The 26,237-nt window shown below is 43.3% G+C and carries 26 protein-coding genes and 1 pseudogene; 10 read left to right on the plus strand and 17 right to left on the minus strand.

The features are described from left to right. Positions 1-596: 596 nt before the first annotated feature. The 10 genes from trxA to ACPK8D_RS04935 all read right to left on the minus strand — a co-directional run bounded on the left by trxA (position 597) and on the right by ACPK8D_RS04935 (position 11,215). A complete protein-coding gene (gene trxA, locus ACPK8D_RS04890; protein WP_424716726.1) occupies positions 597-863 on the minus strand; it encodes a thioredoxin in 267 nt (88 codons plus the stop codon). 48 nt (positions 864-911) lie between these two features. Then, complete coding sequence (locus ACPK8D_RS04895; protein ID WP_424716727.1) at positions 912-1,049, minus strand: hypothetical protein; 138 nt, start codon at positions 1,047-1,049, stop codon at positions 912-914. Between the two features lie 111 nt (positions 1,050-1,160). Continuing rightward, positions 1,161-1,970 (minus strand): coenzyme F420-0:L-glutamate ligase, encoded by an 810-nt coding sequence (gene cofE / locus ACPK8D_RS04900; RefSeq protein WP_424716728.1) that lies wholly within the window; start codon positions 1,968-1,970, stop codon positions 1,161-1,163. 257 nt (positions 1,971-2,227) lie between these two features. After that, positions 2,228-3,106: a methylenetetrahydrofolate reductase gene (locus ACPK8D_RS04905; RefSeq protein ID WP_424716729.1), complete on the minus strand. Its 879-nt coding sequence runs from the start codon at positions 3,104-3,106 to the stop codon at positions 2,228-2,230. 588 nt (positions 3,107-3,694) lie between these two features. Then, on the minus strand, positions 3,695-4,309 hold the full coding sequence (locus tag ACPK8D_RS04910; RefSeq protein WP_424716730.1) for a methylenetetrahydrofolate reductase C-terminal domain-containing protein: 615 nt from the start codon (positions 4,307-4,309) through the stop codon (positions 3,695-3,697). Positions 4,310-4,311: 2 nt separating this feature from the next. After that, the gene (folP, locus tag ACPK8D_RS04915) at positions 4,312-5,538 is read right to left on the minus strand and encodes a dihydropteroate synthase (RefSeq protein WP_424716731.1); all 1,227 of its coding nucleotides are present in this window, start codon (positions 5,536-5,538) and stop codon (positions 4,312-4,314) included. Positions 5,539-6,566: 1,028 nt separating this feature from the next. Continuing rightward, on the minus strand, positions 6,567-7,430 hold the full coding sequence (locus ACPK8D_RS04920; RefSeq protein ID WP_424716732.1) for a bifunctional methylenetetrahydrofolate dehydrogenase/methenyltetrahydrofolate cyclohydrolase: 864 nt from the start codon (positions 7,428-7,430) through the stop codon (positions 6,567-6,569). Between the two features lie 26 nt (positions 7,431-7,456). Continuing rightward, positions 7,457-8,695, minus strand: coding sequence for a bifunctional serine hydroxymethyltransferase/L-allo-threonine aldolase (glyA, locus tag ACPK8D_RS04925; protein WP_424716753.1), 1,239 nt, complete (start codon positions 8,693-8,695; stop codon positions 7,457-7,459). A 414-nt stretch (positions 8,696-9,109) separates the two neighbouring features. Next, positions 9,110-9,721: a phosphoribosylglycinamide formyltransferase gene (gene purN, locus ACPK8D_RS04930; protein ID WP_424716733.1), complete on the minus strand. Its 612-nt coding sequence runs from the start codon at positions 9,719-9,721 to the stop codon at positions 9,110-9,112. Positions 9,722-10,231: 510 nt separating this feature from the next. Continuing rightward, positions 10,232-11,215 (minus strand): transcriptional regulator, encoded by a 984-nt coding sequence (locus ACPK8D_RS04935; RefSeq protein WP_424716734.1) that lies wholly within the window; start codon positions 11,213-11,215, stop codon positions 10,232-10,234. A 152-nt stretch (positions 11,216-11,367) separates the two neighbouring features. Between ACPK8D_RS04935 and ACPK8D_RS04940 the strand changes: the two genes are divergently transcribed. Then, positions 11,368-12,654 carry a TiaS agmantine-binding domain-containing protein gene (locus tag ACPK8D_RS04940; RefSeq protein WP_424716754.1) on the plus strand — a complete coding sequence of 429 codons (1,287 nt, stop codon included), beginning with the start codon at positions 11,368-11,370 and terminating at the stop codon, positions 12,652-12,654. A 194-nt stretch (positions 12,655-12,848) separates the two neighbouring features. On the opposite strand, the gene ACPK8D_RS04945 is transcribed toward ACPK8D_RS04940, so the two are convergent. Continuing rightward, on the minus strand, positions 12,849-13,631 hold the full coding sequence (locus ACPK8D_RS04945) for an NAD+ synthase (RefSeq protein WP_424716735.1): 783 nt from the start codon (positions 13,629-13,631) through the stop codon (positions 12,849-12,851). A gap of 605 nt (positions 13,632-14,236) precedes the next feature. Between ACPK8D_RS04945 and ACPK8D_RS04950 the strand changes: the two genes are divergently transcribed. The 4 genes from ACPK8D_RS04950 to ACPK8D_RS04965 all read left to right on the plus strand — a co-directional run bounded on the left by ACPK8D_RS04950 (position 14,237) and on the right by ACPK8D_RS04965 (position 18,009). Beyond that, a complete protein-coding gene (locus ACPK8D_RS04950; protein ID WP_424716736.1) occupies positions 14,237-16,564 on the plus strand; it encodes a CDC48 family AAA ATPase in 2,328 nt (775 codons plus the stop codon). 148 nt (positions 16,565-16,712) lie between these two features. Further along, positions 16,713-16,970: a PRC-barrel domain-containing protein gene (locus tag ACPK8D_RS04955; protein WP_424716737.1), complete on the plus strand. Its 258-nt coding sequence runs from the start codon at positions 16,713-16,715 to the stop codon at positions 16,968-16,970. 418 nt (positions 16,971-17,388) lie between these two features. Further along, positions 17,389-17,664, plus strand: coding sequence for an SAM-dependent methyltransferase (locus tag ACPK8D_RS04960; protein ID WP_424716738.1), 276 nt, complete (start codon positions 17,389-17,391; stop codon positions 17,662-17,664). Between the two features lie 117 nt (positions 17,665-17,781). Further along, on the plus strand, positions 17,782-18,009 hold the full coding sequence (locus ACPK8D_RS04965; RefSeq protein WP_424716739.1) for a hypothetical protein: 228 nt from the start codon (positions 17,782-17,784) through the stop codon (positions 18,007-18,009). 268 nt (positions 18,010-18,277) lie between these two features. Here the strand turns inward: ACPK8D_RS04965 and ACPK8D_RS04970 are convergent, their stop codons facing one another. The 4 genes from ACPK8D_RS04970 to ACPK8D_RS04985 form a co-directional block, all read right to left on the minus strand. Then, positions 18,278-18,418, minus strand: a complete 141-nt coding sequence (locus tag ACPK8D_RS04970) for a hypothetical protein (RefSeq protein ID WP_424716740.1) — start codon at positions 18,416-18,418, stop codon at positions 18,278-18,280. A gap of 548 nt (positions 18,419-18,966) precedes the next feature. Then, complete coding sequence (locus ACPK8D_RS04975; protein WP_424716741.1) at positions 18,967-19,149, minus strand: winged helix-turn-helix domain-containing protein; 183 nt, start codon at positions 19,147-19,149, stop codon at positions 18,967-18,969. 667 nt (positions 19,150-19,816) lie between these two features. Next, on the minus strand, positions 19,817-20,050 hold the full coding sequence (locus tag ACPK8D_RS04980) for a DUF2795 domain-containing protein (protein WP_424716742.1): 234 nt from the start codon (positions 20,048-20,050) through the stop codon (positions 19,817-19,819). 471 nt (positions 20,051-20,521) lie between these two features. Next, positions 20,522-21,076, minus strand: a complete 555-nt coding sequence (locus tag ACPK8D_RS04985; RefSeq protein ID WP_424716743.1) for a hypothetical protein — start codon at positions 21,074-21,076, stop codon at positions 20,522-20,524. 252 nt (positions 21,077-21,328) lie between these two features. On the opposite strand from ACPK8D_RS04985, the gene ACPK8D_RS04990 reads away from it, so the two are divergent. Next, entirely contained in the window at positions 21,329-21,952 is a 624-nt protein-coding gene (locus ACPK8D_RS04990; RefSeq protein WP_424716744.1) for a transglutaminase-like domain-containing protein, read from the plus strand. Between the two features lie 81 nt (positions 21,953-22,033). Here the strand turns inward: ACPK8D_RS04990 and ACPK8D_RS04995 are convergent, their stop codons facing one another. Further along, on the minus strand, positions 22,034-22,714 hold the full coding sequence (locus ACPK8D_RS04995) for a phosphoglycolate phosphatase (protein ID WP_424716745.1): 681 nt from the start codon (positions 22,712-22,714) through the stop codon (positions 22,034-22,036). A gap of 94 nt (positions 22,715-22,808) precedes the next feature. Then, positions 22,809-23,786: a DNA repair and recombination protein RadA gene (gene radA, locus ACPK8D_RS05000; protein WP_424716746.1), complete on the minus strand. Its 978-nt coding sequence runs from the start codon at positions 23,784-23,786 to the stop codon at positions 22,809-22,811. 320 nt (positions 23,787-24,106) lie between these two features. On the opposite strand from radA, the gene ACPK8D_RS05005 reads away from it, so the two are divergent. From ACPK8D_RS05005 to ACPK8D_RS05020, 4 genes and pseudogenes are all read left to right on the plus strand, one after another. Further along, a complete protein-coding gene (locus tag ACPK8D_RS05005) occupies positions 24,107-24,577 on the plus strand; it encodes a phosphopantetheine adenylyltransferase (RefSeq protein WP_424716747.1) in 471 nt (156 codons plus the stop codon). A gap of 234 nt (positions 24,578-24,811) precedes the next feature. Then, positions 24,812-25,144 carry a hypothetical protein gene (locus tag ACPK8D_RS05010; RefSeq protein ID WP_424716748.1) on the plus strand — a complete coding sequence of 111 codons (333 nt, stop codon included), beginning with the start codon at positions 24,812-24,814 and terminating at the stop codon, positions 25,142-25,144. A 12-nt stretch (positions 25,145-25,156) separates the two neighbouring features. After that, entirely contained in the window at positions 25,157-25,990 is an 834-nt protein-coding gene (locus ACPK8D_RS05015; RefSeq protein ID WP_424716749.1) for a TIM barrel protein, read from the plus strand. A gap of 146 nt (positions 25,991-26,136) precedes the next feature. Continuing rightward, positions 26,137-26,237 (plus strand): annotated as a pseudogene (locus ACPK8D_RS05020) (IS200/IS605 family transposase); the annotation flags it as partial.

The following is a 26,237-nucleotide window of genomic DNA, read 5'->3' on the forward strand; positions in this document are numbered from 1 at the left end:
ATTCTGGATTTTGTATTCCCCAAATATTTCTTTAATCCGCAGACGAAAATAAAGAAAGAGGAGTAGACACAATTATTACGAATCGTCGTCTATTTTGATTCGATTTTTTCCATTTCTACTTTTTTAATTTTTTTCTGTAAACTGATTTAATTATTATGATCTTTATGAGGATCTCATGCCTTTTTAGCCAGTCATCTCAATAAGACTTGCCCGTCCTGAATAAAAGAGATTCGATCACGGGCAGTTTACTTAAAAATAATTGGCAGTTAACAGTGGTGAACAGATAAATTGCTATCGAAGCGCTTACCTGTAAAAAAAATAAAATTTACCTGTAAAAGAAATACTGCTTATTTGTAAAAGAAATGAAGCTTACCAATAAAAGAAATAAAACTTACCTGTAAAAGAGTAAGACTTACTACAAAAGAATTAAAACTTACCTATAAAGAAAATAGAAACTACATGAAAGCATAGACACGTCTGTAGGGATAAAATATTCAGCAGCGGGAATTATAGAAAAAACTCAAAAAACAAGTATGGAAAAAGATTAGCCCCAGGTTTCTTGAATCCTGGGAGGCCTTTGTCAGAAAAACTGAAGGTCAGAGAATCTTATCGAGCTCCGACGCCAGTACACTGCCCTGGGTTACGCCCATGAAGCGCTTTACTTCGGTCCCATCTTTCTGAATGATCAGCGTCGGGACCGCGTGTATGCCGTATTTGGAGGCCATTTCCTGGTTCTCATCCACATCGACAACCTTGAATTCAACCTTATCCCCGTACTTTTTCTCGAGCTCTTCAAGAATCGGTTTTTGCATCCTGCAAGGTCCACACCATGTTGCGGAAAAGTCCAATAGAATCGGTTTCATAAAATCACCTGTATATTTTGAAACGTCTGAGACTTTCTCTGTTTTTGTTTAATCCACTCCGGGAAGCATACAGAGGATCGCACATATATTGCCTGCAAAGGCCTGTACGACAAAGCTGCCGGAAACCCAATCCTGATGATAGGCGACCTGAAAGCTGGATTTACCAAATACAGGGTCGGGACTCAATAATTGTATATATTATCTTCGAGAATATATAACGCTTATCTCAGGTTCGTGGGTTTTACTGTAAACGTATTCGTAAGAGAAAGCATCAGTAAACTTAAACTGAATAAAGAATCATTCGTTTTTTTCGGCACCTCTATCCCCGATTCTGCCTCTGATCACGTTGCCGAAATACATACAGCCTTCCATCGGGATCGTTGGCATATCCGGAGACTCGCTAACCATAATTACAGGAGCACCCCGGACAAGCACGCAGGGCACTCTTTCGCCGGCTTCTCCCATAAGGAGTTCGGCAGCCGAGACAAGATTATCTGCTACAGCTTTATATGTAATACGGAGGGGCCTCCCATAGATATCGTTAGTTCCCCTTGCATCCTCGACAGGCACAAAGCCTGAAACTCCAAGCGCGATTCCCGAGCAGCCAAGCCTGAGAGGCTGAGTCCTGCTGTCCCCTACGATTACCCCCAGCCTGCATGTGTAACGCTGCTCAAGCCTGCTCCTGATATTTTCGGAACTTTTTCGAGGGTCTTCCGGAAGCAGGATTACGTGGCCTTCAGGGGCATTGGAAGCATCGATCCCGGCATTCGGAGCCAGAACGCCTTTTGTAATTGTAAGGGCAGCTCCGGGCACACCCCCAAAAACTTCATCGCATTCCTGAAGCACGAGTTCCATTTCCCTGGGATCGATCCCGTACTGTTCCCCAAGTACCTTTGCCTTTTCGCCGGGAGTGACATTTGCAAGTTTGACAACTCTTTTTTCCGCCGTGCCAACCGCAGATTCGGCAAGCACGAAAATATCCCCGTCAACCGGAACAAGACCTGATTCCTCCAGAGCTGTTTCTAGAATCTGTACGATATCGTCCCCTTCCCGGATAATAGGGGTCTTAATCCCAAACATCTGGATGGAAGTGTTTTCTGAACTCATATTCTGCTGCCTTTAGAAGCTAATGATTAACCTGGTTTGCTGAATCAAAAATAGATGCGAAATCAAATCGTAAAATACCGCAAGATATTGATAAATGTATCCAAAGGCTTAAAAAAAGATGCGAGAAGATATGCAGATAAAGTGCTCGATATGAATAAAAGATTCAGGCGCGAAATCAGGGAAATACAAAACCCTACCATTGAAAAAGAGGAAAAAGATTCTTCCGGTACAGAGAGTAATTTAAACCCCTATCGGAATCATTTTCCGGAAATTCCAGCCATAGAAAGCAATTTTGGGGTGTTTTTATGGGAGCCTACTGGCATAATGTGAACCCCTCTTGAGAGTTTCATAAGCTCTTTTATAGTTTCCGAAGCTATGAAAAGGCCTTCTTCGATCGGGTCAGGTGCATCTTTTATGCGGAGCATAATCTCTTCAGGCACACGAATTCCCGAAATATTCTTATTCATGAATTCCGCCATACCCAGGGATTTAAGAGGGATAAGACCTGCAATTACAGGCACATCAAGGTGGCTTATAGCTTCCATAAACTCTTCAAACATGCCTACATCATAGACAGCCTGGGTCTGGATAAAGTCAGCTCCGCACCTGACCTTTTTCTCAAGCTTTATTAGCTGGATGGTTTTTTCAGGGTCTATGCCAGAGACCGCACCTGCACAGAAAGAAGTGCCTCCGTCCAGCCTATTTCCTGCAAAATCGATGCCTGAATCCAGTTTTCGGACAAGTTGCAGGAGCTGTACGGAATCGAGGTCGTATACGGGCTTTGAACCGGGGTGATCTCCGCACGAAGGAAAATCCCCTGTCATCAAGCAGATATTCCGGATACCCAGAGCATACGCCCCCAGAAGATCTGACTGAAGTCCGATCCTGTTCCTGTCCCGACAGGTGAGCTGCATAATAGGCTCGTGCCCTTCGTCAAGCAGAAGTTTGCTAAAAGCCAGGGAACTCATGTGCATAATCGAGCACTGGTTATCCGTAACATTTAGAGCATCTGCAATGCCTTTAAGCTGGCGAGCGTCTTCCAGGGGGACTGAAAATCTTGTGCCCTTAGGAGGGGAGACTTCGGCAGTAACCAGAAATTTGCTGGAATTCAGTTTTTCACGAAAATTAAAAAGCATTGAATAAGAATATTAGGAATGAAATTATTTAAACCATGCTCCTGAGGGGTACGACAACGTAACGAAGACCAGGTTTCTTGACTAATACCAAACGCTGGAAAATAAAAATAATGCAATTGTTTTCATAATCTTCTTTCTTACTGGTCTCGCGAATTCCGCCAACAGTTCCCTCAAATGGCTTGATTAACCGCCTTCCAGACGGCCGGATTTTATTCCAGGATAGGAAGGTGTGGAATTTTCAAATTGCCTCCACCTCCGCTCCTTCCATACCTAAAATGAAGATCTTTTCAGATTTTTAAGAATATTTTCCAGGATTTCCGGCCATAAAGAGCAGCCTGGAGGATATTTATTAGATCCAATAGACATAACAGAGTTTTTCTTAAAAGTTTTATACGCTTGTTAAGCTCTGAAAATATAAAAGTCCTGAGATATGAAAGCTCTAAAGCAAGGAAAGGCTTTCTTCCACTTGATTAAGAAAGTAGAAATGGAATCATCTAAATAAATAAAAATTAAAAATGAGATTATTTGAATTAAATAAAAACCAGGAACCAGGTTATTTATATTAAATTAAAAGAATTAGAAATGAGGTTACTTAAATCCATGTTCCTGAGGGCCGTGGATCGTGTAAAGAAGATCAAGTCTCTTAATTTTTTTCAGTCTGTTATAAATCAGGGTCCACACACAATCATTCTCTCTGTTGACTTCGCACATCCCGTCAACAGCCCCTCCGCAGGGCCCATTCAGAAGTCCTTTGGGACACTGCGCTTTAGGGCAGAGACCTCCGAATTCACCAATTGTACAATTCCCACACATTATACACTGGTCTGAAATCAATTTACCTTCACTTGAACCTCCCAGAGAAAGAGTATCATTTGAACCGAATACAGGCACTTCGGCTACGCTGGCAACCGTTGAAATTCCACTGCCGCAGCCCATCACAAGGATGCAGCGCGCTTCACTTATCTTTTCATTTTTCTGAACCAGGGAGTCAAAAGACCGAACGCTGCAGGCTGCGGTGGGGAGAGCCCAGCCTACTACATGCTTTCCGTTTTTCTCAAGCTGTCTGCACATCTCAAGCACTTCGGGTTCTCCACCGGTCTTCAGTTTTGCAGCGCAGACATTGCATCCGATAACGAAGATATAGTCTTCGTCTTTTAACAGGGCCAGGATTTCCTCAAGGGGTTTTGCTGAAGTTATAATCATAATTACCTCAAATATCGATATTCCAGATCGCTCCGGTTTACAATACATTCGCGGATCATTTCGGCAATAAGCGGAAGAGAACGCGCCTGACCTTCAAGTTTCCTGGCAAGGCGTCCAAGCTGAAGCAGAGTGCCCATTACAAGCACATCAGTCATCTCTGTTTCATGGGAGACTGCATCCCTTGTCAGGGCCGCATCCCCTCCCCGGGCGAGCATTTCCTGTTTTATTATTAAAGCCTCAGTGGTCGTCAGATTACGAATTTTCAGCATAAGATGGACGCTTTTGTTCTGCATTACCTGTGAGCCAATCCCGGTTACCCCAAGTTTCCGCATTACAATAGCTGCGTCCTGCGGGGCTTTTACCTCAACCACAGAGACCTCATACCTGCCCTCTCTTACCACACTTGGCCGACTCCTGAGAGTTCCTGAAAGCTTTACAACATCAGAGGTCTCAGGCACATCATGCGTACGGATGATGTGAGCACCTTTGTAAACTGCAATAGCTGCTGCAGCCAGGCTGCCGTAAAGCCTTTCAGTAGCTGGTTTTTCAAGTACGTCTCCTATGAAAGATTTTCGTGAGAGGGCTGCTAATAAAGGTTTTTCAAAAATTTTAAGGCGTTCAAAATCGTCAAGAGTTTCGAAGTCATAGATGGGAAGCTTTTCGTCGGTCCACCTGCCTATTGCAGGGTCAAGTATGAGCTTTTCCGGATTTATGCCGCCTGCTTCAGCGGCCTGTATGATAGAGTCAAGCGATCCGATAATGGAATCCATGCCGAGAGGGTCGCCCGGAACCTTATTCGATGCCATGACAACAGCAGGGCATCCGTAGTCTGCCACTACTTCAATCATTCTGGGGTCTGCAGTAAAACCGGAGACGTCATTAATTACTTGAGCTCCTTTTTTGAGAGCTTCTTCTGCGATTTCAGAGAACATTGTATCCACTGAGATCACAGCATCCACATTGCCTTCCAGAACTTCAAGTACTGGCAGAAGACGTTTAAGTTCTTCTTTCCTGCTTACAGGTTCGGAAAAGCGCCAGGTTGAACGGCCTCCGAGATCAAGGAAAGTTGCTCCGTCTTTAACCATTTTCAGAGCTATCTCAAGCGCAGAGTCAGGGCTTACGACCGAGCTTTCGTAAAATGATTCAGGGCTCAGGTTAATAACACCCATTACATGCGAGGGGTACTGGTCTCCTAATTTCATACCGCAGATATCAGTATCAACAACCATTTTTGACAACCAGGCTATATAGGTTTTAAGTGAAGTAATGCCAGCCGACGCTTAATAATATTGGTAAACAGGTATTGACGGAAGCCGAACTCAGAGAGATGTTCTCAGTTGTCGGAGATTTCAACGGTACGCCTTTGAATCGTGAAAGTATACTTTATTGCACCTTTTACAGCATTCTGTGAAAAACTTTTTTATTCCGTCACCAGAAGCTTCCGAACAGGAGGAGCTTAATTGATAGATTATTATCAGGATTAAATAAATAATCACTGTAATCATATATTAATTAATACATATCAGCTGGATTTATCAGGTAGATTTGTTTAAGACATATTTAAGACGGGTTTAAGCCAGCTACAGGACTTACCAGGGGTCTCGTTTTACCGGCCGAATATTTTATAGTATCAAACATATAGATATAAACTCAATAATTGTCTCGAATATTATTGGTAGTAAATTGTTATTATAGTAAAATAAGCTTCAATAATACATAAAAATATTGATGTGTAGAATTAGTTTGATACAATTGGGAAAGCAATATTGTACATTAATTAAGAAATTGTCTATAAAAAACAACTGCTATTATCGTAAACTGGCAAGACGGAGAAAATAAGGCTGAATTTCCTGATCTGGCACAACTGGGAAAAACAACTTTTCTTGTTTTAATATGATAGCAGGATGACTAAAAAGCAACATTTGTGTTTAAGCTAAGAGCCGGTGCCTTATTGTGTGCCCGCAGGAGAAATAAGCCTGTTTCCCAGCAGAGAAGCAGAAGAAGAAAAGTATTCCCTTGCCTCAAGTCTCTCCAGGGCCGGATTTCCCCGAAGAATATTGTATGAGCTGTCTTAAAGTAAAAACAGAGATAGAATGTACAAATAAAAGATATAAAGATGGGTCTTAAAGATGGGTCTTGAAGTAACCGGGAACAAAGATTTAATCGTTATATGTTTTTCTTCCTGTTTTCCTTCTCTATTCTAACTATATATTAACAAAGAAAAGGCTTCAATGAAGAAGCCTTAAAAAGAAAAGTTTCAGAAGTTCTTCTCTGCACATCTAAGTACATGCTTCATAAGCATGGCAACTGTCACAGGACCTACTCCGCCAGGTACAGGTGTAACGAGGGCAGCCTTCTTGATCACATTCTCGAAATCTACGTCTCCGTATATTCGATCTTTTTCCTGGGTAATGCCCACATCAAAGATTACTGCCCCTTCCTTTACCATATCGGCTTTGATAAGGTGTTTGACTCCGGCCGCAACTACCAGGATATCGGCGCCGAGAGTATATTTCTTAAGGTCGTCTGTGAATACGTGGCAAATCGAGACGGTTGCATTCCTGTTTAGGAACATTGCTGCCATGGGTTTTCCAACAACATTGCTGTGCCCGACAACAACCACGTTTTTGCCCTTGACAGGCACATCATATTCTTCAAGCGCCCGGATAATCCCATGCGGAGTACAGGGAACAAGTCCTTCGTCCCCGATCATCAGCTTTCCCATATTGTAGGGGTGAAAGCCATCCGCATCTTTCTCAGGGGCTATAGCTTCCATTGCTTCCTGAGGGGAAAGGTGCTTCGGAAGCGGGAGCTGAAGCAGGATTGCGTGCACATCCTTATTTTTATTAAGAGTATCGATCAGGGAAAGAAGGTCCTCCTGACTGGTTTCTGCCGGAAGGAAGTGGTCTTCTGCCCGGATGCCCACACGTTCGCAGGCTCTATGTTTCAGGCGGACGTACATTCTGGAAGCAGGATCGTCGCCTACAAGGACGGTGGCAAGCCCAGGCGTGACTCCACGGCCGCTTTCCAGGTCTTCGATTCCTGACCCTACTTCGTCTTCAATCTGCTTTGCAAGAATTTTCCCGTCTATGATTCGTGATTCATAGCCTTCAGCTGACATTGGTAAAAGCACCCCAACCTCTTCGATTAGCAATAAACAGGGAACTTTGAACAGAGTTCCCTGACCTTGCCACTTGTTTCCGACAGGAGATTGTCGTTTTCTGCATTTTTGATCGCGATCTCGATATAGTCGGCAATTAATTCCATTTCCTTTTCCTTCATACCCCTTGTGGTACAGGCAGGGGTTCCGAGCCTTACTCCGCTCGTGATAAATGGGCTGCGGGTCTCGAAAGGCACCGTGTTCTTGTTCGCAATAATTCCGGCCTTGCTCATGGCAGCTTCTGCATCCTTGCCTGTTATATTCAGATTATTGAGATTGACAAGCATAAGATGATTGTCCGTGCCGCCAGAAACGATATCAAAGCCCTTCTCTTTAAGACATTTGCAGAGAGTTTTTGCGTTCTTCACGGTCTGGGCCTGATCCTGTTTGAACTGCTCACTCATGGCCTCTTTAAAAGCCACGGCCTTTCCGGCTATGATATGCATTAGAGGGCCCCCCTGAATGCCAGGAAAAACTGCCTTGTTAATTCCGGTAGCAAGTTCTTCTGTCCTGGAAATAATCATTCCGCCTCTGGGGCCTCGAAGGGTCTTGTGGGTCGTGCTGGTAACAAAATCCGCATAAGGCACTGGGCTCTGGTGCACACCTGCAACTACAAGCCCTGCAATGTGGGCAATGTCTGCAAGCAGGTAAGCTCCGACCTCGTCAGCAATCTCGCGGAATTGCTTAAAATCGATTTCACGAGGATAAGCTGAGGCCCCGCAGACAATCATTTGCGGTTTGCATTCCTTTGCCTTCTCAAGAAGTTCGGAATAGTCCAGCATTTCAGTCTCTTTACTGACCCCGTAAGGCACAATATTATAGAGCTTTCCGGAAAAACTCACCGGGCTGCCATGGGAAAGATGCCCGCCGTGCGAGAGGTCCATGGACATGATGGTGTCTCCAGGCTGCAATACCGAGAAATAGACAGCCATATTCGCCCCTGAACCCGAGTGAGGCTGGACGTTTACGTAATTTGCGTTAAAAATCTTCTTTGCCCTGGCAATCGCAAGGTCTTCAGCGACGTCCACGAAATCGCAGCCGCCGTAGTATCGCTTACCGGAATACCCTTCGGCATATTTGTTGGTCAGAATCGAGCCCTGAGCTTCCATAACGGCTTTGCTAGCATAATTTTCGGATGCAATGAGGTTCAATTTATATTCCTGGCGCTCGGCTTCTTTCTTGATAGCCTCGGACAATTCCGGATCAATTTTTTCAATATAAGACATTACTGTCACCTGTAACCTGTTCATATAAAATTGTTCAAAATCAAGAGTTTTTTGTAATTTGGGTTGATGGGTTGATTAATGCTAACGTATGCATATGCAGGAGCTGCCTGACAGCCTGAAAGCTACTCAAGAGGTAGGGGGCATTCAGCGGTGAGACCGCCGGATAAGCGGGAGTGGAATCAAACAGGCTCTAAACCTTCCTGATGGGGGGATTTCGTACTGAAATTTCAGAACTTCCGGCAAATAGCTCCTCAATATCTTAAAGAGAGGGAATTTTCGAAATCTGGAAAGCCCGTATGGCCTGTTAGACTTCGTGGAATACCTATAAGTTTGAATTATTTATAACTATCAGGGATTAATGAGGTTATTACTCGGTAAAATCTATTCCGGTTTTGCTTGATCTTAAGCATTTGCTCAAATAATCCGGGTTACTACATTTCTGCCCTCAATTTTAAGTTTACCCTCGGTAAATAACCTGACTGCATCAGGATAGATAATATGTTCCTGTTCCAGGATTCTGGCAGTAAGGGTTTCTTCCGTATCCCCGGGGAGCACAGGCACGCAGCTCTGGAGGATTATTGGTCCTGAGTCCAGCCCTTCATCTACAAAGTGCACGGTACACCCTGCAACTTTCACCCCGTATTCGAAGGCCTGCTTCTGGGCGTGAAGCCCTTTAAAGGCCGGAAGAAGAGAAGGATGAATATTCATAATCCTGTTCCTGTAAACCTCAATTATTTCGTTTCCTAAAAGTCGGAAGTAACCTGCAAGCAGAAGAAGATCAGTATCGTACTGGTTCAGAACATTCAGGATCTTCGTATCGTATTCGGCCCGGTCGTATTCGCCCGGATCAAGGAAAACCGTGCTTATTCCATGTTTTCTTGCACGTTCGAGCGCATAGGCATTTGCCTTATTGGAGATAACCACATTAATTGCCGCATTCTTTATGTAACCCTTTTCAATGCTGTCCACTATCGCCTGGAGATTCGAACCCCTTCCAGAAACCAGCACTGCAATCTTTACCGTCATCGAAGCTTTTAGATTAAAACAGTGCTATATTAGGTTTTTGGATCTATGCCATATCCGACCAGCCTGTTTTTGCCCGATCCCATAAAGTAAGCTCAAAAATCCGCTAAACAAACATTCCGAAAATATAGAATCCAAAAAATTGTCAGCGCCAGAATATCCAACCGGAAAAAAATCCAGCATCCGACATTATAAAATCATTGCATTAATTTTCAGCCCTTTTAAAAGCCGTAAACAAATTCGACCATCAAAAACCCGGCAATCGCGGAAAAGATATAATCCTATAATCAGCCCCCTACGGAGAGCTCAGTTTAAAGTTATAGATACTTTAAATTAGCCCTCTTGAGCGAACGAAGTGAGCGAAAAGGGCGGCGTACTCCCGAGGCGCAATTCGGGCGAGGCGCAATTCGGGCGAGGCGCAACTCTGCCGAGGCGCAATTCGGGAGCCACAACTCTGTCTAAGTACATTCCGGGCCGTCTTCCCGAGATGGATTCGGGCGGGATCCGGGAGGCTCACGTCTCGTCGTGAGTATCTCTACGCTCCTCTATAAAATTAAGAAGCTCCTGAGAATCACTTATCTTGTCAAGTTCCTTTTTCTCGATCAGGACTGTTTTTTCTACGGATTTTATTTTGGAACTTCCGTTGATGATAAATACGGATTGTGTCTCAGTGACACAGGAAATGCTGCTCATAAGATGAGCTCGCTTGATTACGGTCGTATTGAATTCGCTGACTCCTGTAAGAATAACTGAGGACTTGTCCCGTGAGATAGCCTTGAAAGGAGCCTGTGCGGTATGAAGGACATCATAACCAAGCATGGAAATGGTGTTAAGGATCAAATCTTCCGGCAAAAGCCTGGAGGATTTTGTCTGCTCTTCTGTATCGGGTTCTGTTTTCTTTCGGGGTTTCCTGCTTCCGCAGGAGTTCAGGATATTAATGGGCCTTGCCAGTTCAACGCCGAAAATATCCTCCAGCTGGAGCACGACGTCTATCGACGCGTCCATGCCCTCTTCTTCATACTTGCTGATAGTTCTCCTTGAAACCCCTACCATGGCAGCAAGAGTCCCAAGAGACATTGACTGATCCATCCTGGCTTTTTTAAGGAGATCTCCCTCTATGGAGACATATAGCCCACCCGGAGCTGCTGAAACCAGGGGAGGAACATTTTCAATAAAGTAGTCGTGAAGAGTCTGTACATTCAGGGCAAGGATGTCATAACGCATGTACACGACGCTATCCTCAAGCATCTGATCTCTGGTCTTTGCCCCCACAACAATAGCAGAACCTCCAAGATATTCAGCCAGGTATTTCATTTCCCTGGCAGTTTCTTCATTCAGGCCGTCAATATTAAATAAAACCTTGCAAAGTAATAGTGTCTCATCTTTCCGTGCGGCAACGTCAAAACTCCTCGGACGAATATTGCAGCGATCGGAGAGTGCAAAACCTGCACGTGCCAATACATCAATAATTTGATGTATGAGAACTTCTTTTGTCATTCCGATATCAATCTCTGTTTGAACATCTATATATATTTTTCTTTACTTTTGATAATCCATGCAGTGCAAAAATGCGCCGGAGAGTAACGAAAACTGTATCTATCGGAAACGCATCTGGGAAACTAAAAGGCAAAAACTGGAACCGAAGAAAAATGATTATCGGAATTGATGATACTGATTCAAACGAAGGAATGTGCACAACATATCTGGGAGCTCTGCTGCTGGAAGAACTTAAAACCTGCGGAACTGTAGAGACTTTTCCGCTCCTTATACGCCTGAACCCGACAATTCCCTATAAAACAAGAGGAAATGCTGCAGTAGCCCTGAGAATCAAGACTGGCTGCCCGGAAAAAGTAATCGCCCATGTGCTGTCCAGAATAGAAGCACTTGCACGCATGGAATGCGAAAAGACCAATCCGGGCGCGGTTTTTATCCTGGAAAAAGATTACGAGAAACTCAGACCTGTCCTCAGGAACTTTCTGGAGAAAGCCGTGAGGGACGTTATTGAAATACAGGATGCGAAAAATCTTATCTCGGAATACGGAATTTCTTCAAAAGGCTTTAAAAACGGAAGAGGACTGATAGGCGCCCTTGCAGCCTGCGGGGCTATGCTAAACCTCGAAGTCTGGGAACACACTTTCGAGCACCTGGCTTACAGGCAGAAGGAAAGATGGGGAACCCCACGCGAGATAGAAAAGGAAAGTTTCTTTGAAGCCGACAGGAAGACCTATCCTGAAACCTGGGACACCGTTGACCTTAAAAACAGGCTTATTGTCTGCGTACCTCACTCGGCCGATCCCGTGCTTTTCGGAATCAGGGGAGAAAATCCGATCATAGTTAGTGAAGCCGCATCCCTGATCAGGGCTGAACCTGTTGAGCGTTCTGCCGTATACAGGACAAACCAGGGCACTGATATGCACCTGCTGCCTGCAGTAAATCTCGCCGAAATCCAGGACATGCATTCTTACAGGCTCGAAGGCACGGTTTCAGCCGTTCCCAAAACCATCCCCGGCGGGCATGTTATCTTTCCCATAAGGGACACGGAAGGAAACGGAATCGACTGCGCAGCCTTCGAACCCACAAAGAATTTCCGGCTGCTTATAAGAAAGCTCAGGCCCGGAGATAAAGTTGCACTGTCGGGAAGTGTTAATTCCGGAACCCTCAACATCGAAAAAATTGAAATAAAAACGCTCGCCCCCCTTTATAAAGAAGAAAACCCGAAATGCCCGAGCTGCGGAAAAAATATGAAATCATCAGGCCAGGCCCAGGGTTTTCGCTGTAAAAAATGCGGGACTCAGGCCGCCTCAAAAATCATCTGTGAAATAAAAAGAGACCTTGAAGCAGGATCATATGAAGTCCCCCCCTGCGCCCGCAGACATCTTGCAAAACCCCTGGTCAGGGAACAGAAATCCGATCTCAAAATCCATCCTGCCCGTTAAGAAGAATCTGAGGCGTAAAAGCTGCCTTTCAAACGTTGAGCTGCAACCGTTGCGCCTCAACCGTTGCGCCTCAACCGTTGGGCCGCAACCGTTGGGCCGGTTGATCACGCCGTTGCCAGGGGTTTTTCGATCAAACCTTTTTTTAAAAGGTTTGCGATCAAGCCTTTTTCTAAAAATTTGTGGACAAGCCTTATTTAAAAAGGCTTGCGGAATTCGGGAGGTACGGGAGGAGCTTTTCTTTTATGTTCGCTTTTCTCGATGCGGTTAATAACTGAATTCAGCTGTTCTTTAGAAACCCCGAGCGTGTTCAGAATGGTTTCAAGATTTTCATTCTTCTCAAGCCTTCTGAGCACTTCATCCACTTTTACGTAAGAGATTCCAAGTTCAGCTTCATCGGTCTGGCCTGCCCAGAGACCTGCAGAAGGTTTTTTCGTGATAAGAGGTTCCGGAACCCCAAGCCATCGAGAGAGCTCCCAGACTTCGGTTTTATAAAGCCCGCCTATGGGTTCGAGATCAACCCCGCCGTCCCCATATTTCGTGAAATAGCCAAGCAGGATCTCGGTTTTATTGCCCGTCCCTATGACCATACGGTTCATCCGGTTTGCATGGAAGTAGAGGAGGGACATCCTGATCCTCGCTTTCAGGTTGCCCATGGAGAGCCGGTCTGCAGATTCACTCTCAGGGACTGCAGCCATGAAAGCCGAAATAATTCCTGAAATATCAATAGTTCGAAACTCGATACCCAGCCAGTCTGCAAGAGCTTTTGCATCTTTACTGTCTTCAGCAGGGGTAAGGCCGGACTCGGGCATGTGGATTCCGAGCACTTTATCTTTTCCCAGAGCTTTTACGGTGAGCGTTGCGGCAAGGGCTGAGTCTATTCCCCCACTGATACCTACAACAGCTCCATTTACACCTGCTTTACGGGTTTCGTTCCGGATAAAATCAATAATCCTGTTCTGCGCGATTTCAAGGTTCATGCTGTCAATTCCTGGGTATTCGTCAGGTATATATTCTAAATGGTCTCAAGACCTTGAGAATTGAGGATCCTGAGAATTCAAGCTCCTGATTGATAATTCAAGCTCCTGAGAATTCAAACTCCCCGTGATGATATATTCGAAAGGTATCAGGTTTAAGTGTCTGGTTTGAGGATTAAACAATTTTATACACAGAAGCTTCAGATATATAAATCCTCAGAAAAAAACAGAGTTAGGGTAAACTTATTTAATAAATGGAAGATATAGGGAGCAATATATCCCACGCAATATAATATAAATAACTGATTATCAAATGTACCTCTAGCTGACAGATCTATTGTCCGGACAGGGTACAGAGCATAAAAGGGGGTATGTTAGGATAGGAAGCCTGGAGAGAGAATTCAAGAACCAGGATGTTCCGCAACAAACCTTCCGGGGTAAAAATCTCCCTTATCAAAGGCATTGAAATAAAAAGACATCTAATATAGAAGACAGGTAGTTCCATAATATGCAGTCCGGAAGAATCTGAAAAACCCGGCGTCCGTTCATTTTATGTAATCTTTAAATAAAAATTACAATCAAAAAGACAACTATTTTCGGGATGATCTATGGAAGAAATACAGTTGAAGGTTGAAAAGGCATATCCTATCGACCTTGGAAGAGGAATTATCCGACTTGACCCTACAACCTTGCTGAAACTTCAGCTCTCACCAGGCGATATCGTGGAAATAAGGGGGAAGAAAAAGACCACGGCAAAGGTATGGAGAGCTGACAGGCAGGACTGGGATCAGGGACTTGTGAGAATTGATAACTTCATCCGGCAAAATGCAGGCGTTTCCATAGGAGAGAAGGTAACCATCAGAAAGGTTGAAGCCCCGGAAGCAAAGAAACTTATTCTGGCGCTTCCGGAAAGCATGACGCAGGGGGGGCCTGAACTTCAGTTCGGGGAACATGCAAATGAGATCATAAAGCGGCATATCCTCAAAAGACCGGTTTTCAGGGGAGACATTATTCCTATAATAAATTCGATGTCTCAGCCAATGACAGAATCTCTGACTACAAGCCAGGTAATCCCTCTGGTTGCTGTTGAGACCGAACCTTCAAACACAATTGTCCTTATTACGGAAGCAACGCTTATCGAACTTCGCAAAAAGCCGGTACAGGGGTACGAAAAAGCAACCCGGGGCGTAACCACCTATGAAGACATAGGAGGCCTCGGGGATGAGATCATGCGGGTCCGGGAAATGATAGAGCTGCCCATGAAACATCCTGAGCTTTTCGGCCACCTTAATATCGAGCCTCCTAAAGGAGTTATTCTCTACGGCCCGCCCGGAACCGGGAAGACTCTGATTGCAAAAGCCGTAGCCAATGAATCCGGAGCAAGTTTTCATTACATTGCCGGCCCTGAGATTGTAGGGAAGTTCTACGGAGAAAGTGAAGAAAGGCTCAGGAAGATCTTCGAAGAGGCAACCCAGGACGCTCCCTCGGTCATTTTCATTGATGAGATCGATTCAATTGCCCCAAAAAGGGAAAATGTGACAGGGGAAGTGGAAAGGCGAGTGGTCGCCCAGCTCCTTACCCTGCTTGACGGAATGGTGGAGAGAGGGCAGGTTGTGGTTATAGGGGCCACAAACCGTGTGGATGCAATCGATCCCGCGCTCAGGAGACCAGGCCGTTTTGATCGAGAAATCCATATAGGTGTGCCTGATACCAAGGACAGGTACGAAATCCTGCAGATCCATACAAGGGGAATGCCCATAGAGAGAGATTCAGGGGCTGAAGAAGCCGGGGAAGTCGAAATCGAAATCGATGAAGCTACCCTGGAGAGAGAAAGGAAAGAAAAGACAAACAAATACCTGATGTATCTGGCTGAAAGGACACAGGGCTTTGTGGGCGCGGACCTGCTGGCTCTTGTGCAGGAAGCAGCAATGCGGTGCCTCAGGGAAAATTTGCCTGACCTTGACCTCGAAAAGGAAGCAATTCCGCCTGAGAGGCTGGAAAAAATCGTTGTAACCAAGAGGAACTTTGAAGATGCCCTGATGGAGGCCGAACCGTCGGCTCTGAGAGAGATTTTCGTGGAAACGCCCACAGTTAACTGGGACGATGTAGGAGGGCTGGATGAAGCAAAACAGTCCATTATTGAGGCTGTTGAGTGGCCCATTAAAAGCCCGGAGAAGTTCATTAAAATGGGCATAAAAGCTCCAAGGGGGATCCTGCTTTACGGCCCGCCAGGGACTGGAAAGACTCTTATAGCCCAGGCGGTTTCCAAGGAATCCAATGCTAATTTTATAAGTGTCAAAGGGCCTGAAATGTTCTCGAAATGGCTTGGGGAATCGGAAAAAGCTATCAGGGAAACTTTCAAGAAAGCCCGGCAGGTTGCTCCATGTGTGATTTTCTTTGACGAGATCGATTCGGTTGCCTCAATGCCAGGGATGGAGTCCACGGACAGCCGCACTTCAGAGAGAGTTCTGAACCAGCTCCTGGCCGAGATGGATGGGCTTGAAGCCCTCAGGGACGTGGTGGTAATTGCCGCAACTAACCGCCCTAACCTTCTGGACCCTGCAATTCTGCGCCCAGGACGTTTTGACAGGCTGGTCTATATAGGTTCTCCTGACCGTAAGGGCAGGCTCAAGATATTCAGGATCCACACAAAGGATACACCCCTTGCTAACGATGTGGACATTGAAACCCTCGCCGATATAACTGAGGGGTACGTGGGCGCCGATATCGAGTCCGTATGCAGGGAAGCCGTAATGATTGCCCTCAGGGAGAACTTCGATGTCGAAAACATAGAAATGAGACACTTCAGGGAAGCCCTGAAAAAGGTAAAACCCACCATTACGGAGAACATTGCTCAGTTCTATGAGAAGATCGAGGCACAGTTCAAGGGAGGCCAGAAACTTACAGAAACAGCTGGTTATGTTGGATACAGGTAAGAATTTAAAGGAGTAGCTCTTTAAAAGAGCAAATTTTAAAAGGAAAAAGTTTTAAAGAATCTGGTTTCAAATGGAATAAAATATTTAAAATGAAAAGCCAGTTTTACCCAAACCCGCATAATACGCTGCGAACGGAGATAAGATAAAAATGTCGAAAGTATTTGCAAGGAACCTTCTCTTTAACAAGCAGGTAATGGCTACCGACGGAACAGAGATAGGAACGCTGAGCAACATTGTAGTCGAGATCAAAGGGGGAAACATCATTGACCTGATGGTCACCCCGAATCCCAATTTTGACACTTCCAGATACAGGAAAGCGGACAACTTTATCCTTATTCCTTTCGCTTCCGTAAGTGCCATCAAGGACTACATAATAATTGACAAGATGAAAGCAAAGTTAAACTAAAAACTCCCTAGACGGGACTCGGGAGGACACCCCGAATTGTGCCGCCGAGTTGCGGCTTCCGAGTTCCGCTTCGGGAGAAAAATTACTTTTTTCAATATTTCAGACAGACTATTTTTCCAAAATTATAGCTTTTACTCTCGAACCTCCCCTGAAGAGCATTCGATTCATCTTTTTCTAAAAATGAAATCTGCTGAATTAATCGGGGGTAAATATTTACTTCCGACAACATGCCTGCGACAGTTAACGACAGTTATAAAGACCAGACTGTATAGAATAAAAGGAATAGATAAACAAATGGCAGGTGGTCAAGCTGATGCTTAAAAAGAGAGCAGAAAGTATGATACGGATTTTCTTAAAGAAAATATGATGGGCCCAAACTCATTGAAGATTATTGAAGAGCTAAGAGCTGTCTGAGTTTTTGAAGCTTGAAAAAGGGATGAGAGTACTTGATCCTGGCTGTGGGAAAGGGCTGACCTCAATATTTCTGGCAAAAGAATACGATGTTACGGTTTCTGCAACTGACCTCTGGATTAGTGCAACAGAAAATTATGAAAGGATCAAGTCGATGGGACTGGAAGATAGAATAATACCGATACATACAGATGCCCATGTTTACCGTTTGCTCATGATTTTTTTAACCTTGCCATATGTGTGGATGCCTATCACTATTTCGGGGTTGAGGAAAATTATTTGACAGACTATCTTGCTCCGATTGTAAAAAAGAGGGCAAATAGCAGTTGCAGATCCGGGGCTGAAAAAGGAATTCACAGATGGAGCTCAGGCAGAATTACTCCCATACTGGTTTGATGACATGAATTTCCATTCATGCGACTGGTGGTATAAGCCATGGAAAACTTCCGATTCGGTAAGGATTCAGGAATGCAAAGAGCTAAACTGTTTTGAAGAAGCCTGGCAGGACTGGCTTTCGTGCGATAACGACTATGCTCGCAGGGATATTGGAATGATGGAAGCTGAGGCTGGAAATTACTTCAATCTGGTTTCAATTGTAGCTCCAAATTATGAAGGAGTTTATTCTTAAATGATACAATTGTCCAGGAATAGACAACTATATTAAAATCATAGGCAATTATAGGCAAATATGTAAAAAAGTATACTAAATTATGTATTTTCTGTCTAAGATATCTATGATCTATCTATGATTATCTACGATCTTATAACTATACAATCAAGAGAAAACTGCTATCCGTTTCCCCTTGTTTTGATTGTAGTTAAAAAAGATATATAAATGTGAATGAATTCAACCCATCAAAAATATTAAATCAAGTCTTTTGCCTGTAATATACCGTTTATTTAGGCCTTTTACTTTCATCGGGTTCCTCTTCAATGTTTATTTGTTCTGCCGTATCTTCTTTTTTTTCTTCGATTGATTCCAGTTTTTCCATTAATTCTTTTTCTTTATTATCATTCTTTACTTTTCTTGCCGGCATTTGTTCACCTCAATAGTTTGATGTCAATAGTTTGATGTCTGATGAAGTAATAAAGATATTGAAATAAAGATATTGAAATGTCTGTAGATGCTGAATCGTTTTTTGGTTAATACAAACCTGCGTTTACGTTAAATACAAAATCAACAGCAGTAAATAATACGATATTTTTGTAATTTACTGCTTTACGTTGCCTCAACTTGTGAACAGGGAATACAGGTTCTTAAAAGGTTGTTTTCCCCTGATGGTGAAGTTAGCGTTTTCATAAAGATAGATGAATTCAGGGTTCATCTATTAGGCTCTTCAAAAATGGCAGGATACTTTTCCTTCAATCGTATGAGTAACTCATCTTATATTTGGCTGATCCCAAAACTCAATATTGCTTCCTGAATTCTGTCTTCCGAATTATCAACCGGGTTTTAGATCATGGAAAATATTTTGAAACCTTATCGGTTTTTGAGAATAAAGTTGGCTTTGGGATGAGCTTTATAAATAAACGTTGACTTACATGACAGAGTGTAACAAAAGTTAGAACGTTAATAGAACTAAGTTTAAAGTTTTAGTTCTTTAGCAATTTCCTGAAAAACTTTTCCTTTATCAGTAGTAATGAAAAACCCATTTTCATGCCTAATGAGTTCTTTTTTGCTTAGCATTTCCAGATACTCCGAGGCAATATTAAAGTTAACATTTGCCTCACATACAATGTGAGTTTTCTTCGCCCCATTAATTGCCACTCTTAGAATCTCTCCTGCAATATCAGTCTTGCTTCTTCTCTTAATATTAATTCCTCCCCGAAATGAATTAAAAAAATAATCTTTGCAAAGACCTATTTTTCAAAAATATCTCATATTATCTCTTTAGAGACAGTAATGATTATGAATGTATTATTTCCCTTACTATATGAAAATGTTTATTTTATATAAAAGTCAAGTTATAATTTGACTTTGATAATATGCTGTCTAATATACGGCAAATTGGCTTTCTGTTATTGTCATCTAATGCAGGAAGTCTTGCACGGCTTAAACGCTGTTGTATATCTAGAAGATTTAAACCGATGGATAAGGTTAGATACAAGAGGCAATAAGTCAGGTCTGAATGACCAGTTCTCCATACGAAGAACAGAACATAATGCTGTGCAAAATGACTATAGAGAAACGGGAGTCAAGCTCAAAAAAATAATTGCAATTCATTGGCAGTCGGTTAAGGGATTTTCTTGCCTGTATGCTGTCGATTCTGGAGCAAAAATAGTCCCAGATTTCTGGCATTAAAGCTAAAATCGATGCCCTGTTCCGACATTACACCAATGAATTATCTGGATTAGCTGTTGTGGGATTTCTAGAGTGAAAATTTGAAGTTATTTCTTAACCATTCCTAAAAAATAAAAAAAATAAGTTACGTTTTTTAGGAGGGGACCCCCATATAAATCATGTGAAGTTCCCTGGCAATTTCCTCAGCGCTATTGTATTCCTTGTCAGGAAGCATGCCAAGTCCCCGCAGTATGTCAGGGATTGCTCCTCTCTTCCTCTCTTGCTCAATAATCTCGTTCCTGTTTACAGGAAAATCGGTATTTTTTAATATTTCCTGAATTTCCAAAGGGAGTTCTTTAATACTTTCACCTTTACTCTCATTTTCCATAATATTTCCCCTTTATTTTGTTTAATTTCCTTTAAATTCCCTGGCGACACCAGCAGTGTTCTATTCTCCTTTTCCGCAGATTATCTAGATTCCGCCCGCAGAATGTCGTCTCTGGCATTGTATCCTTAACGCTTAACAGGATCTTCCTGTCTCGCAGGAAAATCAATTGCTTTTAAAGCTTCCTTCAGGAAGCCGAACTTTTCGTCAGTATGACTATTGTAATGATACTATTTAAATTTTAACATGATTCTATTAAAATGTGTTAATAATTAACATATTCCTTCGATTTTGTATCAATATATAATTGCAAATTAGTAATGTTTTAAGATAAAACTAATAAAAAATTTGGTTAGTATATCCAGAAAAAAGAATCCTTAAAAAGAGTCCTGAGAAAAAAGATTAGAAAAATCCTGAAAAGAGAATCTTGAAGGTTATTTCCCTTATGTTACGCCGAACCATCTTTGTAGTAAATTAGGAAAGATACCTGCGAGAATTGCGTATTAGCAACAATACAATCACAACAAATCCGGTAGTAAGCGCAACGGATATGGCACGATGCTGTGAAAAGTGATTAATGAAGGATGTAAGTCCAAGTCCAATTAAAGTAATTGCGATTACATAGTAATTTTTTTGCCTTGAGATAGCTAGATATAATTTCAAATTATTGTTTACCAGTTCGTTATCCTCTCTATATCCTACAGTGTTACCCTTTCTTACTAGCTTTCTGTGGTGAAATATTGCCAGCACATTAATAATTGAGATTAAAAAAGCCATAAATATACAAAGAAAAGAAAAATAGATATGATAAGAACGAAGAGCTTCACGGAAGCTAGGGATTCCCCTACCGAAAAAAAATGTAAGAGCTGTAATAGAGAAACCAAATGCTGTAAATGTCAGGGTTATCAGCGAATAAAATCTATCCAGAATTTTGCTTTGTTCATCGAATAAATCTTTTTCGATATTTCTCTGTATAGTTTGGATTTCATCCTCTACTTTTTTATCCCCTAAGGTTTCACCCTCTACCATATCGCTACCCCCACCCTCAATTTTTGGATCTCATTTAGCCGGACTCAGTTAAGACATCCTGAAAAGAGAATCCTGAAAAAGCATTTATCAAACAATGAGCCCTCCAATGCTGTTTATTTTCTGTTCGGTAAATCCTTTTGAAACGAGATTTATGATTATTTATATGTTTGTACTAATAAAAAAGAGTAGTTCCCTGTAAGATTCAAATCCATAGAGAAGAATTATTGAAGTAGCTATTGATAGGTAAGTAAGATGCATGTTGAAAGCAATAATCTTCAGGACTACATAAAAAAGAGTGAAGTAATAAACTACGATCACAGGCTGATTGTTGAGAAATGCCTTGAACTGCAGAAAGGCACTGAAGACGAAATCAGCTTGATTAAGAAAGTTTATGAGTTCGTTCGGGACGAAATTCATCATTCAGGGGATATAGGTGCAGAAGAGGGTACCTGTAAGGCGTCGGAGGTTCTGGAAGCCGGCCACGGGATATGCTGTGCCAAAGCTCACCTGTTTGCAGCAATGCTGAGGTTTTTCGGGATACCGACCGGATTCTGTTATCAGAAACTTTCCTCAAGTGGTGACGTTAACAAAAAGTTCCTTCACGGCTTAAACGCGGTATATTTGAAAGACCTGAATCGATGGATAAGGTTAGATGCAAGAGGTAATAAGCCGGGTTTGGACGCTCAGTTTTCCATATATGAAGAAAAGATTGCAAAGCCAATTAAAAAAGAGCTTGGAGAAGAAGATAATCCCGTAATATTCATAGAGCCAAATCCGACTGTTTTTGAAATATTAAAGAAAAGTAATAACATGGAAGAGTTATGGGGTCAATGGGAGCTCGGGATGAAAGATTTGTTCGGATCTGGAAGTAAATAAGAGTGAATCCCTGATTTTAAGACTCAACTTCCGGGATTTAGATAAAGGACTCGCCAGAATGGTTTTTTTAAATTTGGAATTTTAAATCCAGCCTTTTGATTCAAGAAATTCGAAGGCTTCGATGGCTCCGTCTCCAAAGGTGGCTTTTGTTATATAATCCGCGGTTTCCTTTATTATTTCGTCGCCGTTGCCGACTGCGATCCCGAAGCCTGAAACTTCAAACATTTCCACGTCGTTTGCGGAATCCCCTATCGCTACGAAATCCCTGGGTTTCAAGCCCATCATGCTTGCAAGTTTCTGAAGGCCGACCCCTTTGTTGATTTTCTTGCTTTTGAGATGGATAGCGTATTTAGTGTCAATCATTTCGACGTCAAAAGTCTGGGTTTCAAGAAGAGTTCTGGCTTTTTGAAGGTCAAAGTCCCTTCTCAGGGCAATCTCGGTTCTCCGGTAGTGAGGATCAAGTTTGGTGAGCTTGAAATACCGGGAAAGAAAAGAAAAGGCTTTCTCGCATTCCTCAAGGCTTTCCTCGTAAGTGCCTTTCAGATCGTAGCGGACAGTTACAGCCCCTCCGTTTTCAGCAATCACGGCCCCTTCCAGGCCGATAAGCCTTGAAGTCGTTCTTGCATAACAGAGAATGTTTCCTGTGGCAAGCACGAAAGGAAGTTTAAGAGAACGGATCTTTTTGACAGCCCCCAGATGAAGTTCCCTTTTCTCGCAGGTAATTGTCCCGTCAATGTCAGCAACAATGGCTTTGAATTTCATCAAAAAAAGATTGGAAATGGGTAGATAAAACCTTTCCCTACCCACCTTCGAATATATTTAACGTTTACTTATCAATTTCATTGATCCATCAATTTCATTGATCCGTGAGTCCTGCTGTAGTAACTGCGATAACAGCTTCTCCTTCGGGCAGGTTCGGAGAGTCCACAAGCCGGACGATTCTCTTTTCTCCTTTCGATTTCCGCAGGTAGAGCCTGAAGGTTGCTGTGTGTCCTACAATGTGTCCTCCGACGGGCCTTGTGGGATCACCAAAGAAGGCATCAGGTTTTGACATGACCTGATTTGTTACAACTACGCAGGCATTGAAGAGATCCCCAAAACGGAGCAGACCGTGCATGTGCTTGTTGAGCTTCTGCTGCCGGTCGGCAAGGGTTCCCCTTCCTACGTATTCGGCTCTGAAGTGAGCCATAAGCGAGTCAACAATCAGTAGCTTAACGGGTTTGCCCATCTCCCGAAGCTCGTTTGCCAGGTCTGTTGCAGAGTCCACAAGAAGTATCTGGTGATTGGAATTGTATGCTCTGGCGACATGGATATTCTGGAGGAACTCTTCCGGGTCAAGTTCCATGCCGTATTTCTCGGAAAGCCCATTTACCATCTGGGTAATCCTCTCAGGCCTGAAAGTATTTTCAGTATCGATTATGATGACCGAACCATCAAGCCCTCCGTGTTCCCTGTCCATCTGGACATTCACGGCAAGCTGGTGGGCCAGCTGGGTCTTTCCGGAACCGAATTCTCCGTAAAGTTCGGTAATTGCCTGGGTTTCTACGCCCCCACCCATCATTTCATCAAATTCCGTACAACCAGAGGTCAGCTTGCCTACCAATTTCCGCCTTTCAAGCACGACATCTCCGGTCTCAAAGCCTCCAATATCAGCAGCTTGCCTTGCAGCATTAATAATCTTTGCAGCCGTCGATTCCCCGATTTCGGCTGTAGTTGCAAGTTCAGAAGGAGAGGCTACAGCCACTGCTTCAATGGTGTTAAATCCGGCTTCTTTGAGTTTTTCTGCGGTTGCAGGGCCAACTCCGGGCAGATCTTCGAGTGCTATTTCGCTCATTACAAATTCTCCTAAGATGCACATGTTTGTATAAGGTGCATAACAGTTGCTCCACAATAGTTTTGCAGGTATATATAACTAGAGGAGGCAGAGTGAAAGTATTCTAAAGCGCCTGTAAAACACGGTTTTATTGCCGGGAAATAAGGCAAACCGGGGAAAAACTAAGAAGGTTTTTTCTGGCACTCACATTTAAAAAAAAGAGAAAAGAAAGTGAAAAGAAAGTGAAAAGAAAGAGAGAAAAAACGGAAAAAAGTGTGAAAATTCCCGGAAAGCCGGAGAAAAACCAAAACTTCTTTTTACTTGGCAGATTATCACCCATCATGCCAAAGGTCGCAGTCGGCGGTACGTTTCAGTATTTTCATGACGGCCACGCCAAACTGATTGAAAAAGCATTTGAGATAGCAGAGGATGGAAAAGTCCACATAGGGCTTACCTCAGACGAGATGCTGAGTAAAAGCCACGACGTCGATAATTATGAAAAAAGGAGGACCCGGCTGCTGCAGTACATAAAAGCAAAGGGATATCCGGATGACAGGTATGAAATTACAAAGCTGAATGACCCCTATGGCCCCACTATCGAAGAGGACTTTGACTTTATAATCGTTTCTCCTGAAACTTATCCGGTTGCCGTTAAAATCAATCGAATCAGGGAAGAAAAAAGTAAGAAGCCCCTGGAAATCGTACACGTTGAATACGTAATGGCTGAAGATGAAATCCCGATTTCCTCAACGAGAATTGCAAAAGGGGAGATTGACAGGCACGGCAGACTGAGAAGACACATCGAGCACTAAACATTTCGACTTCAAGCGCTTGCCCGCTTAATCTGCGCAAGCGTTCGCCCGCTTGAACTGCGGTTTTCAAGGGAAAGGAACATCGAGAAAGAAACATTTCAACTCCAAGCGCTCGCCCGCTTGAGCTGCGGTTTTCAGGGGAAAAGAACATCGAGAAAGAAACATTCGACTCTAGCACTGCACTATTTAGTATTTAAATAGCTATAAATCAGGACAGGATCATAAAGTGATAGTATGCCCAGAGAATTCACACGAAAGGATATTGAGATTTTTAACAAGCTTGCTCCTGAAGCAGGGGGAAGATTAACTTCCAGGGAAGCAGGGCATCAGTTTCCCTTTATCCTGCGCCCGGTTTCACACAAGTTTGCCGAGTCGTCGGAAGATTTCAGGAAAAGGCTGGAGAGGCTAAGCCCCGAGGAACTTGATTACCTTGTAGGGCTTGCACTGGAAGGAAAGGAGGATGTCCAATCCCTGGACGAAGACCTTGAAGAGCTGATCGCAGTAGTTACCGAAAAGCTATCTACTGAGAGGGCAAAGCAGCTAAAGGATTTTATTGGAATCTTCTAAGGATACCGGAAAATGCCCTCAAAACAACTGCTTTTCGGAACCGGGGGAATTCCGAGAAGCACAAAAGGAACAAGCAGTATCTCAGGAATCAAACGGATCAGAGAACTTGGCCTTGACTGTATGGAGCTTGAGTTTGTCCAGGGAGTGCGCATGGGTGAAAAAGGGGCAAAAAACGTCCTGGAAACCGCAAAGAAAGAAGAAGTAGCCCTGAGTGTCCATGCACCCTACTATATTAACCTGAATTCTTATGACGAAGAAAAATTAAAGGCAAGCCTTGAGAGGATCTACCAGGCCTCAAGGATAGGCAGCCTCTGCGGGGCCGAATCCATTGTGCTGCATGCAGGTTTCTATCAGAAAAGCAGCAAAAAGCATACCTTTGAGAGCGTCTCAAAAGCCCTGAAAACGCTTACCGGACAGCTCCGGGACGAAGGCATCCCCGCAATACTGCGCCCTGAAACTATGGGCAAGCGTACGCAGTTTGGAACGCTTGAAGAAGTGCTTGCGCTGAGTGCAGAAATCGAAGGAGTTAGGCCCTGCCTTGATTTTTGCCATCTGCATGCAAGGGAAGGAAAGGAAAATTCCTACCCCGAGTTTACGGAAATTCTCTCCGGGGTTGAGGAAAGCCTTGGAAAAGAGGGGCTTTCAAACATGCACATGCATATCGCAGGAGTGGAATATGGCATCAACGGAGAAAAGAAACATCTGAACCTTAGAGAATCGGACTTCAGTTACCCCGAACTTATGAGGGCTTTAAAAGAATTCAAAGCCGGAGGTCGGGTGATACTTGAAAGCCCTGTTCTTGAACAGGACGCACTTATGCTAAGGGAAATTTACACGGAATTATAATCTTACAATTCCTTTTTAAAATTACGGGGATAAGGCAGAAAGCCCACTCGCTTTAGCGGTGGGATGAATGCCGTCAACTCTCCCGATACTATTTTAGAACATACGCGAAGATTATATACGAGCGCCATATATAATATACTGGTTATATGGAAATTAAAAACCATGGTAAACAGTATAAAAATATTAAGTATCTAGTCTACAGTTGCCAATATCATGTTATCTTCTGTCCAAAATACCGGAGGAAAGT

Source organism: Methanosarcina sp. (assembly GCF_049706645.1).
Classification (GTDB): domain Archaea; phylum Halobacteriota; class Methanosarcinia; order Methanosarcinales; family Methanosarcinaceae; genus Methanosarcina.